The organism is Planomonospora corallina (assembly GCF_042650625.1).
Lineage (GTDB): Bacteria > Actinomycetota > Actinomycetes > Streptosporangiales > Streptosporangiaceae > Planomonospora_B > Planomonospora_B corallina.
Genome location: NZ_JBHSBM010000075.1, coordinates 29,193 through 45,482, shown reverse-complemented (window position 1 = coordinate 45,482; position 16,290 = coordinate 29,193). Strand labels below are relative to the sequence as shown.

Genomic DNA, 16,290 nt, shown 5'->3' with positions numbered 1-16,290 from the left:
AATCCCGTCGCTCACGTCACCCGTCTAACAGAGCCCTCTTGCATCTTTACACCGATTCGGGCGGAAAGCTGACCTTTGTCACCGTTCAGCGACCGTCGATCACCGCGAGGAGGTACGGCGCCGCCTCCGCGAGGGAGGTGAAGCACACGTCCGCACCGCCCAGATCATCGGGCGCGTGGGTGGTGGCCACACCGACCACGGTGCATCCCGCCGCCTTCCTCGCGTTCACCCCGTGGGGTGCGTCCTCGACCACGACACAGTCGGCGGGATCGACCGCCAGGAGCCCGGCCGCACCCGGGCGGGCCACCGGACGGTCATCTCACCCGGCGGGAACGGCCATGCCGCTCGTGAACCCGGATCGATCCGGATCGGCTCAACCGGCCCGGCCCCCGGCCTGGCGCTCGTGAGCACGCCGGGACTCCTGGTTCATCAGCATGACGCCGTCGGCGCCGCCGCCCGCCGCCCCGAGACGCGCCCCCCTCAGGAGAGCGGGGGACACGGACGTCCGCCCCCGGGCCGGGTCACGCCTGGACCTCAGGGCGTCCCAGGCCCAGATCGCGGCCGCCCCGCCGAGCACCAGGACAAGGACCCACGTGAAAGCGTTCATCGCATCTCTCCTCATACGGAGCACGGGTGGAGGATCCGGCCCGGTACCACCGATGGTAAAAGATCTAGAAGTCCGGCGTGCGCGCTGTACGCATGGCATGTCCGGCGTGCGGGATGACTGCACGACTGGGAATTCACCGTCGGCCCGGCGCGTTGAGCACCGGTGCGGACCCGGCCAGGGCCCGCCCGGACGAGACGCGCCGTACCCGGCCTGCCAAGACGACGCTTTCCACGTGAAGGAGCCGCCACATGGCCTGGGTGATGATCGTCGTCGCTGGACTGTTCGAGGTCGCCATGGCCTACTCGCTCAAGCTCAGCGACGGGTTCTCCGTCCCCCTCCCCACCGTCGGGTTCATCGTCTCCGCCCTGCTCAGCTTCGGTCTCCTCGCACTGGGGCTCAAGAGCCTCGACGTCGGCACGGCCTACGCCGTCTGGACGGGCATCGGCGCGGTCGGCACCGCCACGCTGGGCATCCTCGTCCTGGGGGAGGACGCCTCCCTCATCAAGATCGCATCGATCGCCCTCATCCTCACCGGCGTCATAGGCCTCAACCTCGCGGGCGGCGGCCACTGACGGAGACCGGCGAGCGGTCGCCGCGGTGTTCTCCGGAACGGGTCGTCAGGCGCCGAGCTCGTCACAGAGGTCGGCGTAGCGGTCGAGGTGGTCCGGGTTGCTCCGGAACCGGCCGAGACCGATCGTGTCGAACTCGTCCGCCGGAGCGGCCGCCCGGACGCCGAGTGCGGCGAGTGCCTCGTTGATCGATGCCCGGTCGCCCGTCAGCCGCCTCTCGCCGGCGAACGCCGCGGCCCACTGGCCGCCGGCACCGGCGAAGTACTCCGTCTGGATGATCGCGAACCGCGGCTCGTCCGTGCCGGTCACCTCGCGGACGAGGTCGCACAGCACCGCCTCCCCCGGGAACGTGGCGGGAAGGTCGCCGGGCAGGTCGAGCCGTGTGCCGCTGCCCCGGATCGCGGCCCAGTAGGCCGAGAAGTAGTGATCGATCGGGAACACGCCTATGCCGTCGTGCACGAGTTCGGCACGTAGCCCCATGGAGCGGGCGCGCTCGGTGTCGACCCGTCCGGCCACGACGAGGGCACAGATGTGATGACCCATGCCCGGACCCTAACCGAAGGCTCCCGGAAGCCCCGAAGTGATCAGGGCCCGCCTCCTAGACTCCCGGCATGGATCTGAGGCGGCTCACGGACGAGGTCGAAGCGGTGTCGAGCGCCTACGCCCGCAGGCACGGGATCACCCGGGACGACACCTGGTTCCTGCTGAAGCTCCAGGAAGAGGTCGGTGAGCTGACGCAGGCGTTCCTCATGCGCTCCGGGCAGGCCAGGGACAAGGGGCACTCGCCGGAGGAACTGGAGGCGGGCTTCCGCTCCGAACTCGCGGACGTCCTGTCCCAGCTCCTGCTCATGGCGCGGCACCACGGGGTCGATCTGGAGGCGGAGGTCGAGCGGAAGTGGATGCCGTGGCATCCTGACCGGCTCTCCGCGCGCGGCGGGAGCCGAACGACGGACAGCGATCCGGAGGCGGCGCCGCAGGCCAGGTGAACCCGTACCTCCGGCATCCGAGGAAGACGCTCCGTGACCGACACCGTCCCGCTGCGCAGGAACGTGCGCTTCCAGCTGCTGTGGGCCGGCAGCGCGGTCTCCAGCTGGGATCGGAGCTCACCCGGCTCGCCATGCCGCTGCTGGTGCTGGCGCTCACCGGCTCACCGGGGGCGGCGGGCGTCGTCGCCGGGGCCCGCGCCGTCGCCTTCCTCCCGGTCCAGCTGCCGGCCGGCGTCTGGGTGGACCGGTGGGACCGCCGCCGCACGCTGATCACCGCTCAGAGTCTCCAGGCGGCCGTGTCCGCGCTGCTGGCGGCGCTGATCCTCACCGGTCAGGCGCAGATCTGACACTTCGTCACCCTCGCGGTGCTCGACGGGCTGTGCGCCGCGTTCATCGGTCCCGTCCAGGACACGGCGATCCGCGGGATCGTCCCCGCGGGGCAGCTACACAGCGCCTACGCGCAGGAGGAGGCCCGCACCCACGCCGCCGGGCTGATCAGCCCCCCGATCGGCAGCCTGCTGTACTGCCTGGGCCGGGCGGTGCCCTTAGTCGTCGACACCGTGACCTTCCTCGCCGCCACCGCCCTCTACACCGTGACCTTCCTCGCCGCCACCGTCCTCTACACGCTGGCGAAGGTGCCGCGCCGCCCGGCGGACGAGCCGCGGGCCTCCTCCCATGCCTCCCCTGAGGAGGCATGCCTCCCCTGAGGAGGAGGGTGAGGAGCGGCGCCCGGCCGGAGACGCGCTCCCGCACGCCTCCGCCTGACTCCTCAGACCCTCGGGGCCGGCTCCCCGACGGCGCGTTCCCGGTGCCGGAACCGGCCCGGCGGCACCCCGAACTCGCGCCGGAAAGCGCCGGCGAAGGCGAACTCCGAGCTGTAGCCGACCTGGCGGGCGATCGAGGCCAGCGGCGCGTCGGTCTCACGGAGCAGCCACGCGCCGCGGTTGAGCCGCCAGTGGGTCAGATACGTCATCGGCGGGAGACCGACGAGCGCGGCGAAGCGGCGGGCGAAGGCGGTGCGGGACATGCCCACCTCGGCACCGAGCTCCTCCACCGTCCACCTGTGCCGGGGATCGTGGTGCATCCGGTGCAGGGCGGCCGCGATGGCGGGGTCGTCCGGCGCCGCGGGCAGGCCGGCGTCGTCGTGCCAGGCGCGCAGCAGGTGGACCAGCAGCAGGTCGATCAGGGCCGGTACGACGGCGTCCGCCCCCGAACCGGACTCCGGACGGTCGGCCAGCAGGCCGACCAGCGTGCGCGTGCCGGGGTGGCGGCCGGAAGGCAGGTGGATCACGTCGGGGAGCCCGCGCAGGAAGGGATGGGCCCGGCCCCTGTCCAGCCGGTAGGCACCGCACACCACGTCCGCGTGCGGCGCGGCGGCGTCCTCGGGCGGGAGGCCGGCGCCCGGTGCCGCAGGCAGCTCGGCGAGGGACCGGTCCGGGGTACCGCTCAGCCCGTGCGCCGCGCCGTGCGGGACGAACACCACGTCGCCCGCGCCGAGCCGTACCGGCGGCTCGGACGGCGTGACGAGCCAGCCGCCGCCTTCCAGCACGACGTGGAACCCCGTTCCGGAGAACGGCTCGAGCCGCCTGCCCCATCGGCCGGTGCCGCGGGTGCGGCAGAACGACTTCTGTCCGGCCCGCATGCTGCCGATCACGTCGCTGAAGAGATCCACGCCATCCGTTCCGCATGATCTCGTATGGACCAAGCCTTTCCGGACATCGTCCCATACATCCGATGATCCCTACAGTGAGAGTTTGGAGACGATCACTGTGCATCCGTCCGGCGACGGGGGCGTCCCGTACCTCCTCGGCCTCCCCGCGCGTCCGCACGCGGAAGAGCCACGGGTTCGCCCGGACGGAAGCCGTGATCACCGACGGGACCCGCGATGCCGGAGGTCATGGGCCGGTCAGGCCGTCCCGGAACCGAAGGTCTCGCCACGGACCGGCGGGCGCCGTCACCCGGTCACCGGATGGTCCGGAGGAGCCGGTACCCCTTCCCATCCGCTGGACGTACGAGGTCCCTGTCAGGGGTTCGTGTCCTTCACCGTCCGGCACGGAACAGCGACGGGTTCGGTGACGTGCTCGCTGTTCGCCGGCGGACAGCTGATCGGCCGGACGGAGAGCACGGGCGCGCACGCGGGCGCCGCCTGCGCGGCAACGATCGACGAGTGATCGTCTGCGGCGGTGTGACCCCGGCGCTGCGAGTCGACCGGACACGGCGGAGGACCGGTGGCCGGCACCGGCCTCCGAAACGATCATTGAGATCCGCGGAAATGCGCGAAGGACCTCGCCCAGGACGGGCGAGGGGCTTGGCCCTCACCGGGCCGGACGCCGTGCCGCCGCGGCGGCCAGGGCGGCCGGCCTGTGGCTAGGACCAGATCGGGCCCTGGTCGGTCCAGACGACGCCCTTGTTGCGGCACAGGCAGAAGGGGTGACCGATCGGGTCGGTGTAGATCCGCCAGCCGTAGCCGTCGGGGCCGATGAAGTCCTGCCGCAGAGTCGCGCCGAGGTCGAGGATACGGCGCTGCTCGGACTCGATGTCGTCCACTTCGAAGTCGAGGTGGAACTGCTTGGGGTGCTCGCTGTCGGGCCACTGCGGAGCGCGGTAGTCGTCCACCCGGATGAAGGCCAGCTCGATCTCGCCGAACTTGATGCCGGCCCAGTTCTCGTGGCTGCCTTCCTTGATCGGGCGGCCCGTAACCTCGGAGTAGAAGGCCGCCAGTTTCATCGTGTCCGGGCAGTCGATGATGAAATCGGTGAGTCGCAGCATGCCGCGATCTTGCCACAGAATCCTCGGCACAGGCATTGGCCACGATGGCGGGAACCGGGCGGCCGCAGAGCCCCGCCGTCCTCTGTGCGGACCTCTGTGCGGACCTCTGTGCGGACCTCTGTGCGGACGCAGTGGCGGGACGTACGGCGGGCCGGAGCGCCGTCGCCTCGGACCTCCACAGGAACGGTTCGGTGATGCTCAGCGGTCATGGCCGGCCATGTCCCGGAGTGCTCCCGGGAAGCGCCGACGACCTCGCAGAGACCGGAGAAGAGCTCGCAGAGACCGGAGAAGATAGAGCGTGCTCGACCACCGGTTCAGAGTGACCAAGTACGACCCGCGCCTACGGGACGCGCGGGGAGTGTTCACCGGTGACGACTGGACGTCCATCAGCGACGTCGGCGGGGTCTTCGACGGCCGGCGGCTCACCTGGGAGCGGTACGAGCAGGTCGAGGCGGCCCACGTCAGAGCGGTGCAGCTGTTCGCTCAGGAGTCCGGCGTCACCGAGCTGACCGTACGCACTCCCTCGCTGCACGGTCTCGGTTCGGGATCTCCGCTACCAGACCACGTTTCGGCGGTGTCCGGCGGCTTGTCACCGGAGGACTTCCACGACGGTCTCACGGTGTCGCTCACGACAGGGCTGGAACTGGTGCGGGCGATGCTGCGCGAAGACGGCCTGTGGTGCCTTCTGGAGGCGGAGGATCGTTTCAGAGTCGCGGTGGGCTGGGACTACTACCTCTACATCGGCAGTCACCGGCCGTGCTCGCAGGTGGTGGACCGAGTGCGTGAGCTGGGGCTCTTCGTGGACGAGGGCTTCATCTCGCCCTACGACCCTGATCTCGGCGATCCGATGGCGTTCCGGCCCGCTGACGAGGAGTTCTGGACGGAGGTGGAGTCGCTGGCGGCTCGGGCAGGCGGGGAGCTGCCGCTGCTGGAGATGTGGGCCGGAAACGCCTGGCGCTGGCACCTGGTGACCCCGGGAGAGGGCATCGCCCGGGTCCGTTCCGCTCTCAGACCACGTGCTGTGGTCACGGTCTTCACCGATGCCCCGGTGGCCGCCGACGGCGACGGGATGACCGAGATCGAGGAACGGATCCGGCGCCTCCTCCACGAGGGCTCTCCCGTCGTCGGAGTGATGTGCCTGATCGAGGACAGGGAGACGGGGAAGCTCCACCACGCTTACCTGCTGGACGAGGACGAACTCCCGGCCTGGCTGGAGACGGCACGGAGCGCCCGGCGTTGCGGGGTCTATCCGGTCGAGACAGACGACCGGCCCGAAGTCCTCACCGCGGTGCTCCCGGACGAGGACGGAACCGTCCGGGCCCGCTGGTCGTGACACCGTACGGGCACCGCGATCACCTGGCCCGCTGATGGCCCGGCGGTCCGTGGTGTCGTCCGCCCTCCGCGTGCGAGGAGACGGCCGTCCCCTTCGCAGTCCACGGAGCAGTCGTGGTCCTGCCGTCCGGCGTGCCGTACGGACAGCGGCGGTACCACGCCCTCATGGCGGAGAACGGGATCATCGGGCACACGCCGGAGGAGGCCGCCGCCGCCCTGGCCGCCGAAATTCGCAATGCCCTGGACGCTTGCCGAGTTCGCATCCGAGGCTGAGGGGCTGAGGTCACAGCGGTTCGGGGATGAAGCCGGTCCGAGCGATGAAGCCACCCGGGAGCCCGGACCGGTGCCGCATCCGCTCGAGCTTGGTGGCGACCGTCGCGGCGAGCCCGTCGATGTCGATGCCGTGCGGAGCGAGATCGACCGGGGCCCGTTCGAGCGTTGGCCACCGGACCGGACGGGCTGCGCGCGCCGCCGGTCATGGCGGAATCGAGAGTGAGGATCACGCCGGCGCGCCCGCCCCACTCGATTCCCGAGCGCAGTGCTACGCATCTGGCCGTGAACCGAATTCCATCTGCTCAGAGCAGATCTGCCCCGAGCAGATCGCGTCGACGCCGGTACGGACCGCCTCACATGATGGGCGCATGAGCGGAGAATCGAATCTTCCACTGTTCAACGAGCGGGTGAGGCGCGAACTGTACGACCAGCGCGTTCTCGTTCTCGACGGCCCTCTCGACGATGACAACGGGACACTGCTGGCCACGCAGCTGATAGCACTCGCCACGCAGGACGCGTCAGCGGACATCGCATTGTGGATTCACTCGCCGGGCGGGTCGGTTCCCTCGATGCTCGCGATCCGCGACATCATCCGGCTCATTCCCTGTGACGTGTCGACCCTCGTGCTGGGCATCGCTTACAGCGCCGGCCAGTTCTTGCTGTCGTCGGGGACCCGGGGGAAGCGCCGTGCCCTGCCGCACGCACGTGTCCTGATGCACCAGGGATCGGCGGGGATCGGTGGCACCGCGGTCGACATCGAACTGCAGGCCGGCGATCTCCGGCATACCCGCGACACGGTGCTCGGTCTCATCTCCGAGGACACGGGACAGTCCGTCGAGCGCGTATTCGAGGATTCCCTGCACGATCGCTGGTACACAGCGCAGGAGGCACTGGACTACGGCTTCATAGACGCGATCGTTCAAGATTTCGACGAAATCGCGCCGCACAATCGCCCGCGGCTCGGATTCGGCGTCACCGAGGGAGCAGGCCAGTGACCACGTACACGATTCCGAACGTCATCACCCAGAATTCCCGCGGCGAGCGGATCATGGACGTCTACTCGCACCTGCTCACCGAGCGGATCATCTATCTGGGCACCGCGATCGACGCGGGCGTCGCGAACGCGCTCATCGCGCAGATGATTTTCCTGGAGTCGGACAACCCCGATGCCGAAATACAGTTCTACATCAACTGCGAAGGCGGGGATCCGAGCGCGATGCTCGCGATATACGACACCATGCGCTACATCCGCCCGCGGGTCTCGACGACCTGCGTCGGACAGGCCGTCTCGGTGGGTGCCGTCCTTCTCGCGGCGGGTGCCGAAGGAAGACGTGCCGCTCTCCCGCACGCACGAGTGGTTCTGCACCAGCCGGCCGCTCAGGGGCGCGGAACGATCCCCGATCTCATCCTGCAAGCCGACGAGGTCGTCCGTGTCCGAGCGGACATCGAGCGCATACTGTCACGGCACACCGGCCAGACGATCGAGACCCTGCGCGCCGACACCGATCATGATCGTGTGTTCACCGCGACCGCGGCTCTGGAGTACGGACTCATCGATCAGATCATCGAGGAGCGCTCACAGGCCAGGAGATGATCACGGCAGGCCAGGCTACGCGGCCAGAGCGTACGCCACCGAGCAGGTAGCACCTCTCGACGTGCTGTTCCTGGCAGACCGCAGGCTCTCGGCGACGGCAAGGGTCAGATCGACCAGGGTCACGTCCAGCGCGCCGGCGACCGCAGCGATCATCTCGCTCGACGGTTCCTTGACGCCTCGTTCGATCTCGGAGAGATACTGCGGCGAGACCCCGGCACGACGTGCCGTCTCGCTCAACTTCTCGCCCCGCTCGTGACGAAGGCCTCTGAAGCACTCACCGAGCGCGTGCCGCCACAGCGGCTCGCGAGCCGGAGACGGCTTGGAGTCGGGCCGATCGATCGCCGGACGCAGCGGCGGGATGGAAGAGGCCATACCTCACCTTAGGTAGACGGCGCGTTCGGGTTCAGGGTGATCCGCGCAGAGCGGAATCATCCCCGCCTCCTCCGATCCGTCCGGGGGCGGATCATGCGCTCACCGGGTGGTCACCGTAGCGGAGACCGCCCGGTGATGCCGGTGACCGGTCCCACGAGTGGGCGCCGCAGACGGTGCTCAGCAGCGTGAGGCGGGTGGTGCGGGCCTCGGACAGGATCTCCGGTACGGCCAGGATGTCGAGCCGGCCCTTCCACGGGTGTCGATCGTCCCGGCCCCAGGCTCCGGTCATCGTCGACCGCTGGGCATGGAGTTTCCGCCGCCCGATCCGCTCCGCCGGACTTCGATCGATCCCATCAAGGGCGAAGCCCGCCATGGACCCACCGATCAGGAGTGGAGCGGCAGACGGTGGCTCCGTAATGCGGTGGCCAGCGGATACAGGCTGTGGCACGGTGAGTGAAGTGGAGATCATCCCGTGCATGTCCCGCGCCGGCCGGCCTTCGACACAATGACCGAAAGATCAAGAAGGTGACGCCATGGAGGACTACCAACGCGCGCTCGTCGGTCAAATGGCCGAGCGCATCGACCTATACGACTCGGGTGAGACCTCCCTTCCCAAACTGGTCGAAGACCTCCACGGCTTGTTCGAGGCGGCCGACCCCCGCAGGCTGAGCATCAGGGACTCGTTCATGGAACTCTGGGCCGAACTCGATGCCGAGAGCGAGCTCAGGACCGCGCCCTGGATGCCTCCCGGACTCGCCGACGATGCTCGTCTACGTGAGATCCTCAGCCGACTACGTTCTTGGATCGAGAGCCACGGACCTGCGCCTTCTGATCCGTAGGTCCCCGAACGACGTCCAGGATCGTTCAGGGCCGTACGCTGTGCTGCTCGTAGGGACTCCGGCCGTTCAGCGCCATCAGGCTCAGTTCGCGATCGTCCGTGCACAGCGGACGACGGCTGACCACTTGGGTCTTGGCGGTGCTACTGGGTGTTCCAGGGCATAGGGATCTGCACCTGCAGCCTGGCTGTCCGCGTCCCGGCCACTCGCGGCCGAAGGATCTGTTGCACGGGCAACACAGTGGCGTGTTGGGCTTGGCAAGCACACGGAAGCGGGGTGGTTTGATCCGGTCGGGGTAGTCGAGTATTGGATGATCCTGAATGACCGATTCAGGACGGCGCAGAATAGGGAGAGCTGAATTACCAGTCCGGACACCAGCCACTGATCGAGCCGAGCCGAGGAGACCGGAGTGCAGGTCAGAACGACTCGGTTGACGGCGAGTCCCGTGAGTGACCGCGATTTCCCGCATGGTCGGGCACGGGCCTGGAACACGACCGCTCGCCTGTGCTTACGTGTTCGGTGTGAGTTCTGATTCAGGTATAGGCAGGCGTCTCGAACCTGTTGTGGCGAAGACGGGCCCGGTGGCCGGGAAGGCGGAGTACATCACGCCGGCCCTTGTCCCGGGCGCGGTCCCCCTTCTGCTCGCCAACTGGTTCATCCCTGCCGCGGTCCTAGGGCGCGGCTGTGTCACACAGTACGAGGGCGGCAACGTAACGGAATGCGGTGGCGGGTTTTCGGAGGAAGAGATGTCCGCCGCATCGGGACTGATCGCGCTGGCGATGCTTGCCATCCAGATAGGGGTGATCATCTTGGCGAGACGACGCATCCGTTCCGGCTCGCAGTGAGACCGTACGGCCGACGACGGCGCACCTTGAGGCGGCGGGTCCGCGACAACGAGCACACCAAGGCCGGCGCTATGAGCACTGCCAAAGAAAGCGGCCCTCTCTGCCGTCAGCGCTGAGGAATCCGTAGCCGACACCTGCGTCGCCGAAGTTGACACCGTAGAACTCGCCCCCGTCATTGAGCTGGAGCAGGAAGCTCCAGTCCCCGGGCGGATACTCCTCACCCTGGACCCAGGTGGGCGAACCGCCGAGCCGGTTGTCCCAACCCTCTTCGAGCTCGGCAGGACTCGCCGGCACGAGTTCGACGGCAAGATCCTCGCTCATCGTGGGGCCTTCGGCGTCGTCGGTCACCGTGATGAAGGACGGCACACGTCCAGGCTGCACGATCAGCGCGTTCTCGCCCTGTTCGCTCTCCCACGTACCGTCGACGTGGTCCTCCTCATCATCGGTCATGAACAGGTAGGCCATCCGAACCTCTTCCCCGGGAAGCCGGAACTGGCCGAGGAACATCATCGGTGTTCCCAACTCGGTGGACAGCGGCCACTGCGGTTCGTCGACCCATACCGGCTGGCCGCCCAGCTTGGTCACCGGCTCCAGGATGGGTGCGTCAGCCTTGCTGAGCACAAGGCGGTAGGAAAGTGCGCTGATCGCCATAGGGGCAGACCGTAGCGCCTACAACCGACAAGGTGTCTTCGGCCCATCCCGATGGGTCAATGGCCCGGATGGCCTCACACCGAGATCAGGTGTGGGGCGTTTCGACTGGTGGAGCCTAGGAGATTCGAACTCCTGACATCCTGCTTGCAAAGCAGGCGCTCTGCCAACTGAGCTAAGGCCCCTTCGCGGAGGGCCTGGTCCCGGGAAACACTGTGAACAGTGGATCCAAGGTCACGGCACACCGCTAGGACAGCATATAACGCTCCCGTCGGAGCGGGCGCCGATCCAGGGCACGGTGATGATTCACGCGGTGGCCCTGAGCATGGCGCGGCTCATGGACCACCGGGCCCATGCGGGCTGAATTCCCGGTCCCGAGCAGGACCGGTGGGGCATGACCGGCAGCCTCGTCCGACCCGGCGCGGGTGCCGTCCCGGCGCAGGGTGAGCGTGACCACGAGGCGTTCCGCTCCTGCCGTGTCATGCGGCCGCCTCCCCGGTCAGGCATGACTGCCACCCGATGAACTAATCCGGCTGCCGGGCGGAGGTGCGGTGAACGGCGAGTTCCCCGGGCCGGATCCGGGCCGAGGGCCTGGGCTGCGGCCCGCCGGAGACCGGTCCGCCCCGGACCCGACGGTCATGGACCGGACCGGTGGAGATCGGACCGTCGAGGGCGGCGACCGGGCGCGGGGGCCGTTCGCGGGCGGCCGCCACGCGGGCTCTCCGCAGAGCGAGCGGCGCCCGGGCGAGCCCCAGCCGCCGGGTGCGCACCTCCCGGGGCTCGACCGGCCTGTCCACCGGACGGCGCGCGTCAGCGCATGCGGGCAGGCGGGCCGCTTCCGCGGCGGGCTCGGCCGTACGGGGCACGGGTACGGCCGGGCTCTGCTCGGCGGGCCACGGAACGGACCGCGTGACGGGGACAGGACGGTCGGCGAGGTCCGCGGCCGGGACAGGCTCCACTGCGGCGAGCCGCGGACCGGGGCCGAGGACGGGGGCGAGGACGAGGTCGGGACCAAGGCCAAGGTCTGGAACGGGGACGAAATCGGGGACGGGGACGGGGACGCACTCGGCGGGCCGTACCCAGTCGCGGGCGGGCATCCGCAGTTCGTCCAGCCGGGCGGCGCGGATCAGCTCCCAGCGGGCGGCCACCTGTCCGGCCGTGGGCACCCGGTAGTCGTGCGCCTCAGCGTGCAGGCACCCGTGGTCGTACGGCGGATGCCCGCAGACCCCGCACCCCATCGGCAGCGGTGGCCGCTGGGTGGAGAAACACGGCCCGCAGGAGAACGCGGCATCCGCAGCCGGTGGTCCGGAAAACGGTCTAGGGTTGTCCACGGGTCGGACCTCCTACGTCCGATCAAGGGCCCGGTACGGCGTTCGCGCGCCTGCCGGGCCCATCTTTTTTCCCAGGCGTGTCAGGCGGAAACGGTACCTCAACATACATAGTCACTACCATGCGTTCCCATAGATTGCTAGTGAGCACCTTGGTATTCGCAGGTCAGGCGCGGTCTCCTAACCTTGTCAGGTGATCGAATTCCGCCCGGACGAACTCAAGTGGCAGGCCATCCTCAACGAGATACGCCGACGCATCCGCGAGGGTCAGTATCAACCGGGTCACCCCATCCCAGGGGAGCCACGTCTCGCCGAGGAGTTCGGGGTAGCGCGAGGCACAGCGCGGCGAGTGATCAATGAACTGCTGGGATCGGGTGAGGTGTACAGCATCCACGGCAAGGGAACCTTCGTCGCCACCCCGAAGGACGACGAGGACCAAGGCGAGGACAGGTAGCCCTCGGTCCCGGAGAGGGGCTCCCGCACCGGTGGGCGTCACCTGTCGCCGTGGCCCCGCCGCACGCCGCGAGCAGTCCACCGGACGGGGGCACACCTCCGGAACGCCGTTCAGGGCTCGACCCGGAGCATGACCCGTCCGACGAGACGGAGTGATCCCTGCCGGCCCCGGATGTCAGCGCGTCCCGGTGAGCCCTCCGGCGATCGTCTGAGCGATGGGCGAGGGGCGAGGGGCCCCGCCGTCCGGAGTGGAGCGGCCGGGACGGCCGCACCCGGCCGCGACGTCAGCCCTGGCGCGATCCCTCTGCACGGTCAGGAAGATCAGGACGGTCGGGACAGGGTCTGCACCATGAGCCGCCGCGCCGGGCACACGTCCCCGGCGCGGCCGGTGACATGGGTGACCGGCCGGAGGAACCGGCGGAACGGGCGGGTCCGGCGGGAGGATTCAGCGGACGCGAGACCTGCGAGAAGATTCAGCGGGCACGAGGCCGGTGGGAGGATTCAGCGGGCCGAGGAGGACGCGGAGGCGAGGGGCTCCGCGGCGTCGGCGCCGAGCACCAGTGCGGGGAAGTCGGCGATGGAGTCCAGGATGTGAGTGGCGCCGCCGTTGAGGAGCCGCTCCTTGCTGTGGCTCCCGGTCAGGACGCCCGCCACCACCGACGCGCCCGCGCGGCGGCCGCAGAGCATGTCGCTCTCCGAGTCGCCGGCGACCGCCACCTGGCGGACGTCCTCGATGCCCAGCCGGAGCACCGCGGCGAGCACCATGTCCGGCATGGGGCGTCCCCGGCCGGCCTCCTCCGGGCACAGGGCCAGGTCGATCTTGTCGGACCAGCTCAGCGCGGTCAGCACACGGTCCAGGGTCGGCCGGCTGAAGCCGGTGATGAGGCAGATCTTGACGCCGGCGCCCCGGAGCTTGTCCAGCACCTCCACGGTGCCGGGGACGGGCTCGAGCCCGGAGCGCTCGATGGCCCCCTCGTAGGAGCGCTCGAAGGTCAGATTGGCCGCCTGGGCCTGCGCCTCGTTCTCGGGGAAGATCCCCCGGAAGACATCGATCTTGGAGCAGCCCCGGGACCGGTGCACGTGCACCATGGCACGTGCGTACGCGCCGGTCCCGGGAACGATGCCCTGCGTGGCGATCGCCTCGGCGAACGCCCGTTCGACCATCGCGACGTCACCGATCGTGGTGCCTGCCAGATCCAGACAGGCAAGCTTGATGGGTGCCATTCCCCCAACCTTGCTCAGGACCGTGGGCACACCTGGATCGGTAGCCGCTGCGGTCAGTTGTCGCTGCCGGTCGCCTCGGTCCACAGATCGAGCTCGGCGCGGTCAGCCTGAACCTTACGCCAGACCAGCAGCCCCCCAAGGGCGACAAGCGCCAGAACGAGCAGCTTCTTCACGGTGTGACCCCACTTCTCGACGGTCTCACCTGCCGGGGTGAGACGACGCCCGGTTCCAACGGTTCCTTGCAGCCTAGCAAGGGATCAGCCTCCCGCCGGGAAGGCGCATAATCCCAGAGCGGCGAATCTGCGTTCACTGCGTGATTTTCGTCACCAATCCGTACGGCCGGCGGTCGGGTGATCACGATCCGCCACGAGCTCCACCTCGTAGCCGTCCTCGTTCTCGAGATAGCCCGCGTAGTGCTCGTCCCCGCCCGCGTGCGGGTGCCGGTCGGGGAACATCAGGGTCCACCCGTGCTCCGGCGCCGCCGCGACGAGCTCGTCCACCCGCTGTCTGCTCCCGGCCCGGAACGCCAGGTGGTTCAGGCCGGGCCGGAGGCGGTCGTGGGCGGGCGCGCTCAGCGCGGGCGAGTGCTCGACCACGACGTAGGCCCCGTCCGGCGCCGCGGCCGGAGCCCAGCTCCGGCCGTCCTCCCACTCCTGGAAGGGCTGGTACCCCAGCTCGGTGAGGAGCCACCCCCACGACCGGACGGCCCGGTCGAGGTCGGGGACCCAGAGCTCGACGTGGTGCAGCATGATCCCCAGCCTGCCAGACGTACGGCCGGCGGCACCCGGACCGGCGGCACAAGGGTCGACGGCACAAGGGCCGGCGGCGCCGGGAGGCCGGTAGGGCCCCGGCCCGGGATCGGCTCAGCCGCTCAGGCGTTCAGGCGTTCTCGACCAGATCGGCGTAGGTGGGGTGACGGTCGATCCAGTCCTTCACGAACGAGCAGCGGGGCCGTACGGTCGCCCCCTCGGCGCGGGCCGCGTCGAGGGCCGCCCGGACGAGCGCGCCGCCCACCCCGCGTCCCCCGAAGGCGGGGTCCACCTCGGTGTGGGTGTAGACGATCACGTCGCCCTGCCGGACGAGCTCCAACTGTCCCGCGTGCTCACCGTCCACCGTGGCCTCGAAGAAGCCCTTCTCGGGCACGAACCCGACGCTGACGTTCATCTCGGATCTCCTCGTCCTTCTCCGCTGTCATGATCAGCCGACCCGGCCCGGCTTTCATTCCCGCCGCGCCACCGCGCCACCGCGCCACCGCGCCACCGCGCCCGGGTCCGCCCCCTCCCCTTCCACCGCACCTCCGGATCATGTACGGCTCCGCCATCGCGTCCCGGCCGGTACGGCGCCGCAGGACCTCCCCGGGCGCTCTTGTGCCGCTCCACCCGTTCCCCGTCCCCGGGCCGGTCGTACGGTGGCAGCATGGGCACGGTTGAGACGGTGGGGCTCGTCCTCCACCCACGGCGCGACTCCAAGACGGCCATCGACACGATCATCGACTGGGCGCGGTCCAGGAACGTCACGGTGCTCGGGTCGCCCGAGGAGGTGGGACGCATCGACTGCAGCGCGGTCGCGGTCGATGCCGCCACCCTGGTCGAGCGGGCCGACCTGCTCGTCAGCCTGGGCGGGGACGGGACGATGCTGCGCACCATGCGGCTCCTGGCCTGCCGGCCGACCCCCGTGCTCGGCGTGAACCTGGGACGGCTGGGGTTCCTCCCCGAGATCGACGTGGACGAGCTGCCGTCCGCGCTCTCGGCCATCGACGGCCGGCGCTACACCGTCGAGCCCCGCATGGCGATACGGGCGGTCCTTCCGGACGGGCCGGAGGTGACCGCGTTCAACGACATCGCCCTGGTGCGCACCCCCGGCCACGGACTGTCCGAGGTGGCGGTCTCCGTCGAGGGCCACCCCTTCGTCCGCTACGCCTCCGACGCCGTCATCGTGGCGACCTCCACCGGATCGACCGCCTACAGCTTCTCCGCGGGCGGCCCCATCGTCTCCCCCACCGTCGAGGGCTTCCTCGTCGTGCCCGCCGCGGCCCACTCGGTGTTCAACCGGGCCGTCGTGCTCTCCGCCGACGAGGAGGTCACCCTGGACGTCCTGCCCACGAGCGGGAGGCTGGCCGTGGAGGTGGACGGCACGGTCGTCGGTCATCTCCCGCCCGGCCGGCGGATCTCCGTCACCGCCGTGCGCGCCGCGGCGCGGGTCGTCCGTCTCGGCACCACGACCTTCTACGAGCGCGCCCGCCGCAAGCTCCGGGTCACCGGGAGCGCCCAGGTCGACTGGTAGCCGGCGTCCGCCCGTCGCCGTCCGCCCGTCGCCGCCCGCCCGCCCGTCGCCGCCCGGTCACCGCCGTCCGGTCACCGCCAAAGAAAATCTACAGCGGTGAATGTAGACATTCTCCATTTCCGCGATTAGCGTGCTTAGTGAGCACAAGGGGCAAAGCCTGTGCGGCAACAG

The 16,290-nt window shown here is 69.5% G+C and carries 24 protein-coding genes, 1 tRNA gene and 1 riboswitch; of the genes, 11 read left to right on the top strand and 14 right to left on the bottom strand.

Annotated features, from left to right (window positions below; genetic code table 11):
• Window positions 1-85 precede the first annotated feature (85 nt).
• Together ACFOWE_RS32105 and ACFOWE_RS32100 are read right to left on the bottom strand one after the other, a co-directional pair.
• On the bottom strand, window positions 86-307 hold the full coding sequence (locus ACFOWE_RS32105; protein ID WP_377294522.1) for a hypothetical protein: 222 nt from the start codon (window positions 305-307) through the stop codon (window positions 86-88).
• A gap of 66 nt (window positions 308-373) precedes the next feature.
• Complete coding sequence (locus ACFOWE_RS32100; protein ID WP_377294520.1) at window positions 374-607, bottom strand: hypothetical protein; 234 nt, start codon at window positions 605-607, stop codon at window positions 374-376.
• Window positions 608-769: 162 nt separating this feature from the next.
• A riboswitch (guanidine-III (ykkC-III) riboswitch) is annotated at window positions 770-835 on the top strand.
• 20 nt (window positions 836-855) lie between these two features.
• Here ACFOWE_RS32100 and ACFOWE_RS32095 point away from each other — a divergent pair.
• Window positions 856-1,179 carry a DMT family transporter gene (locus tag ACFOWE_RS32095; RefSeq protein ID WP_377294518.1) on the top strand — a complete coding sequence of 108 codons (324 nt, stop codon included), beginning with the start codon at window positions 856-858 and terminating at the stop codon, window positions 1,177-1,179.
• 45 nt (window positions 1,180-1,224) lie between these two features.
• On the opposite strand, the gene ACFOWE_RS32090 is transcribed toward ACFOWE_RS32095, so the two are convergent.
• Window positions 1,225-1,719, bottom strand: a complete 495-nt coding sequence (locus ACFOWE_RS32090; protein ID WP_377294516.1) for a hypothetical protein — start codon at window positions 1,717-1,719, stop codon at window positions 1,225-1,227.
• Between the two features lie 68 nt (window positions 1,720-1,787).
• Between ACFOWE_RS32090 and ACFOWE_RS32085 the strand changes: the two genes are divergently transcribed.
• The 3 genes from ACFOWE_RS32085 to ACFOWE_RS32075 all read left to right on the top strand — a co-directional run bounded on the left by ACFOWE_RS32085 (window position 1,788) and on the right by ACFOWE_RS32075 (window position 2,869).
• Window positions 1,788-2,162 (top strand): pyrophosphatase, encoded by a 375-nt coding sequence (locus ACFOWE_RS32085; protein ID WP_377294514.1) that lies wholly within the window; start codon window positions 1,788-1,790, stop codon window positions 2,160-2,162.
• 80 nt (window positions 2,163-2,242) lie between these two features.
• On the top strand, window positions 2,243-2,509 hold the full coding sequence (locus tag ACFOWE_RS32080) for an MFS transporter (protein ID WP_377294512.1): 267 nt from the start codon (window positions 2,243-2,245) through the stop codon (window positions 2,507-2,509).
• A gap of 18 nt (window positions 2,510-2,527) precedes the next feature.
• On the top strand, window positions 2,528-2,869 hold the full coding sequence (locus ACFOWE_RS32075) for a hypothetical protein (protein ID WP_377294510.1): 342 nt from the start codon (window positions 2,528-2,530) through the stop codon (window positions 2,867-2,869).
• A 62-nt stretch (window positions 2,870-2,931) separates the two neighbouring features.
• On the opposite strand, the gene ACFOWE_RS32070 is transcribed toward ACFOWE_RS32075, so the two are convergent.
• Window positions 2,932-3,834 (bottom strand): AraC family transcriptional regulator, encoded by a 903-nt coding sequence (locus tag ACFOWE_RS32070; RefSeq protein WP_377294508.1) that lies wholly within the window; start codon window positions 3,832-3,834, stop codon window positions 2,932-2,934.
• A 695-nt stretch (window positions 3,835-4,529) separates the two neighbouring features.
• A complete protein-coding gene (locus ACFOWE_RS32065; protein WP_377294506.1) occupies window positions 4,530-4,931 on the bottom strand; it encodes a VOC family protein in 402 nt (133 codons plus the stop codon).
• Between the two features lie 298 nt (window positions 4,932-5,229).
• On the opposite strand from ACFOWE_RS32065, the gene ACFOWE_RS32060 reads away from it, so the two are divergent.
• The 3 genes from ACFOWE_RS32060 (at window position 5,230) to ACFOWE_RS32050 (ending at window position 8,130) form a co-directional block, all read left to right on the top strand.
• Window positions 5,230-6,264 (top strand): RNA-binding protein, encoded by a 1,035-nt coding sequence (locus tag ACFOWE_RS32060; protein ID WP_377294504.1) that lies wholly within the window; start codon window positions 5,230-5,232, stop codon window positions 6,262-6,264.
• A gap of 640 nt (window positions 6,265-6,904) precedes the next feature.
• On the top strand, window positions 6,905-7,531 hold the full coding sequence (locus tag ACFOWE_RS32055) for a ClpP family protease (RefSeq protein WP_377294502.1): 627 nt from the start codon (window positions 6,905-6,907) through the stop codon (window positions 7,529-7,531).
• Entirely contained in the window at window positions 7,528-8,130 is a 603-nt protein-coding gene (locus tag ACFOWE_RS32050; RefSeq protein WP_377294500.1) for a ClpP family protease, read from the top strand. The genes ACFOWE_RS32055 and ACFOWE_RS32050 overlap by 4 nt, the downstream gene beginning before the upstream one ends.
• Window positions 8,131-8,145: 15 nt before the next feature.
• Here ACFOWE_RS32050 and ACFOWE_RS32045 read toward each other — a convergent pair whose 3' ends face one another.
• Window positions 8,146-8,502: a helix-turn-helix domain-containing protein gene (locus tag ACFOWE_RS32045; RefSeq protein WP_377294498.1), complete on the bottom strand. Its 357-nt coding sequence runs from the start codon at window positions 8,500-8,502 to the stop codon at window positions 8,146-8,148.
• Between the two features lie 91 nt (window positions 8,503-8,593).
• On the bottom strand, window positions 8,594-8,791 hold the full coding sequence (locus tag ACFOWE_RS32040) for a hypothetical protein (protein WP_377294496.1): 198 nt from the start codon (window positions 8,789-8,791) through the stop codon (window positions 8,594-8,596).
• A 244-nt stretch (window positions 8,792-9,035) separates the two neighbouring features.
• Here ACFOWE_RS32040 and ACFOWE_RS32035 point away from each other — a divergent pair, with 244 nt between their 5' ends.
• Together ACFOWE_RS32035 and ACFOWE_RS32030 are read left to right on the top strand one after the other, a co-directional pair.
• On the top strand, window positions 9,036-9,341 hold the full coding sequence (locus ACFOWE_RS32035; RefSeq protein WP_377294494.1) for a hypothetical protein: 306 nt from the start codon (window positions 9,036-9,038) through the stop codon (window positions 9,339-9,341).
• Between the two features lie 560 nt (window positions 9,342-9,901).
• Complete coding sequence (locus tag ACFOWE_RS32030; RefSeq protein ID WP_377294492.1) at window positions 9,902-10,183, top strand: hypothetical protein; 282 nt, start codon at window positions 9,902-9,904, stop codon at window positions 10,181-10,183.
• A 69-nt stretch (window positions 10,184-10,252) separates the two neighbouring features.
• Here the strand turns inward: ACFOWE_RS32030 and ACFOWE_RS32025 are convergent, their stop codons facing one another.
• The 3 genes from ACFOWE_RS32025 to ACFOWE_RS32015 all read right to left on the bottom strand — a co-directional run bounded on the left by ACFOWE_RS32025 (window position 10,253) and on the right by ACFOWE_RS32015 (window position 11,997).
• Window positions 10,253-10,834: a hypothetical protein gene (locus ACFOWE_RS32025; RefSeq protein ID WP_377294490.1), complete on the bottom strand. Its 582-nt coding sequence runs from the start codon at window positions 10,832-10,834 to the stop codon at window positions 10,253-10,255.
• Window positions 10,835-10,940: 106 nt separating this feature from the next.
• Window positions 10,941-11,016 (bottom strand) — tRNA-Ala (locus ACFOWE_RS32020).
• Window positions 11,017-11,355: 339 nt separating this feature from the next.
• Window positions 11,356-11,997: a hypothetical protein gene (locus tag ACFOWE_RS32015; RefSeq protein ID WP_377294488.1), complete on the bottom strand. Its 642-nt coding sequence runs from the start codon at window positions 11,995-11,997 to the stop codon at window positions 11,356-11,358.
• A gap of 355 nt (window positions 11,998-12,352) precedes the next feature.
• Here ACFOWE_RS32015 and ACFOWE_RS32010 point away from each other — a divergent pair, with 355 nt between their 5' ends.
• Entirely contained in the window at window positions 12,353-12,613 is a 261-nt protein-coding gene (locus tag ACFOWE_RS32010) for a GntR family transcriptional regulator (RefSeq protein ID WP_377294486.1), read from the top strand.
• A 500-nt stretch (window positions 12,614-13,113) separates the two neighbouring features.
• Here ACFOWE_RS32010 and ACFOWE_RS32005 read toward each other — a convergent pair whose 3' ends face one another.
• The 4 genes from ACFOWE_RS32005 to ACFOWE_RS31990 form a co-directional block, all read right to left on the bottom strand.
• On the bottom strand, window positions 13,114-13,836 hold the full coding sequence (locus tag ACFOWE_RS32005; protein ID WP_377294484.1) for an HAD-IA family hydrolase: 723 nt from the start codon (window positions 13,834-13,836) through the stop codon (window positions 13,114-13,116).
• 53 nt (window positions 13,837-13,889) lie between these two features.
• The gene (locus ACFOWE_RS32000) at window positions 13,890-14,009 is read right to left on the bottom strand and encodes a DLW-39 family protein (protein WP_218061633.1); all 120 of its coding nucleotides are present in this window, start codon (window positions 14,007-14,009) and stop codon (window positions 13,890-13,892) included.
• Window positions 14,010-14,159: 150 nt separating this feature from the next.
• Window positions 14,160-14,585 carry a VOC family protein gene (locus ACFOWE_RS31995; RefSeq protein WP_377294482.1) on the bottom strand — a complete coding sequence of 142 codons (426 nt, stop codon included), beginning with the start codon at window positions 14,583-14,585 and terminating at the stop codon, window positions 14,160-14,162.
• 130 nt (window positions 14,586-14,715) lie between these two features.
• Window positions 14,716-15,000, bottom strand: a complete 285-nt coding sequence (locus ACFOWE_RS31990; RefSeq protein ID WP_377294480.1) for a GNAT family N-acetyltransferase — start codon at window positions 14,998-15,000, stop codon at window positions 14,716-14,718.
• Window positions 15,001-15,252: 252 nt separating this feature from the next.
• Here ACFOWE_RS31990 and ACFOWE_RS31985 point away from each other — a divergent pair, with 252 nt between their 5' ends.
• Window positions 15,253-16,119 carry an NAD(+)/NADH kinase gene (locus ACFOWE_RS31985; RefSeq protein ID WP_377294478.1) on the top strand — a complete coding sequence of 289 codons (867 nt, stop codon included), beginning with the start codon at window positions 15,253-15,255 and terminating at the stop codon, window positions 16,117-16,119.
• Window positions 16,120-16,290 lie beyond the last annotated feature (171 nt).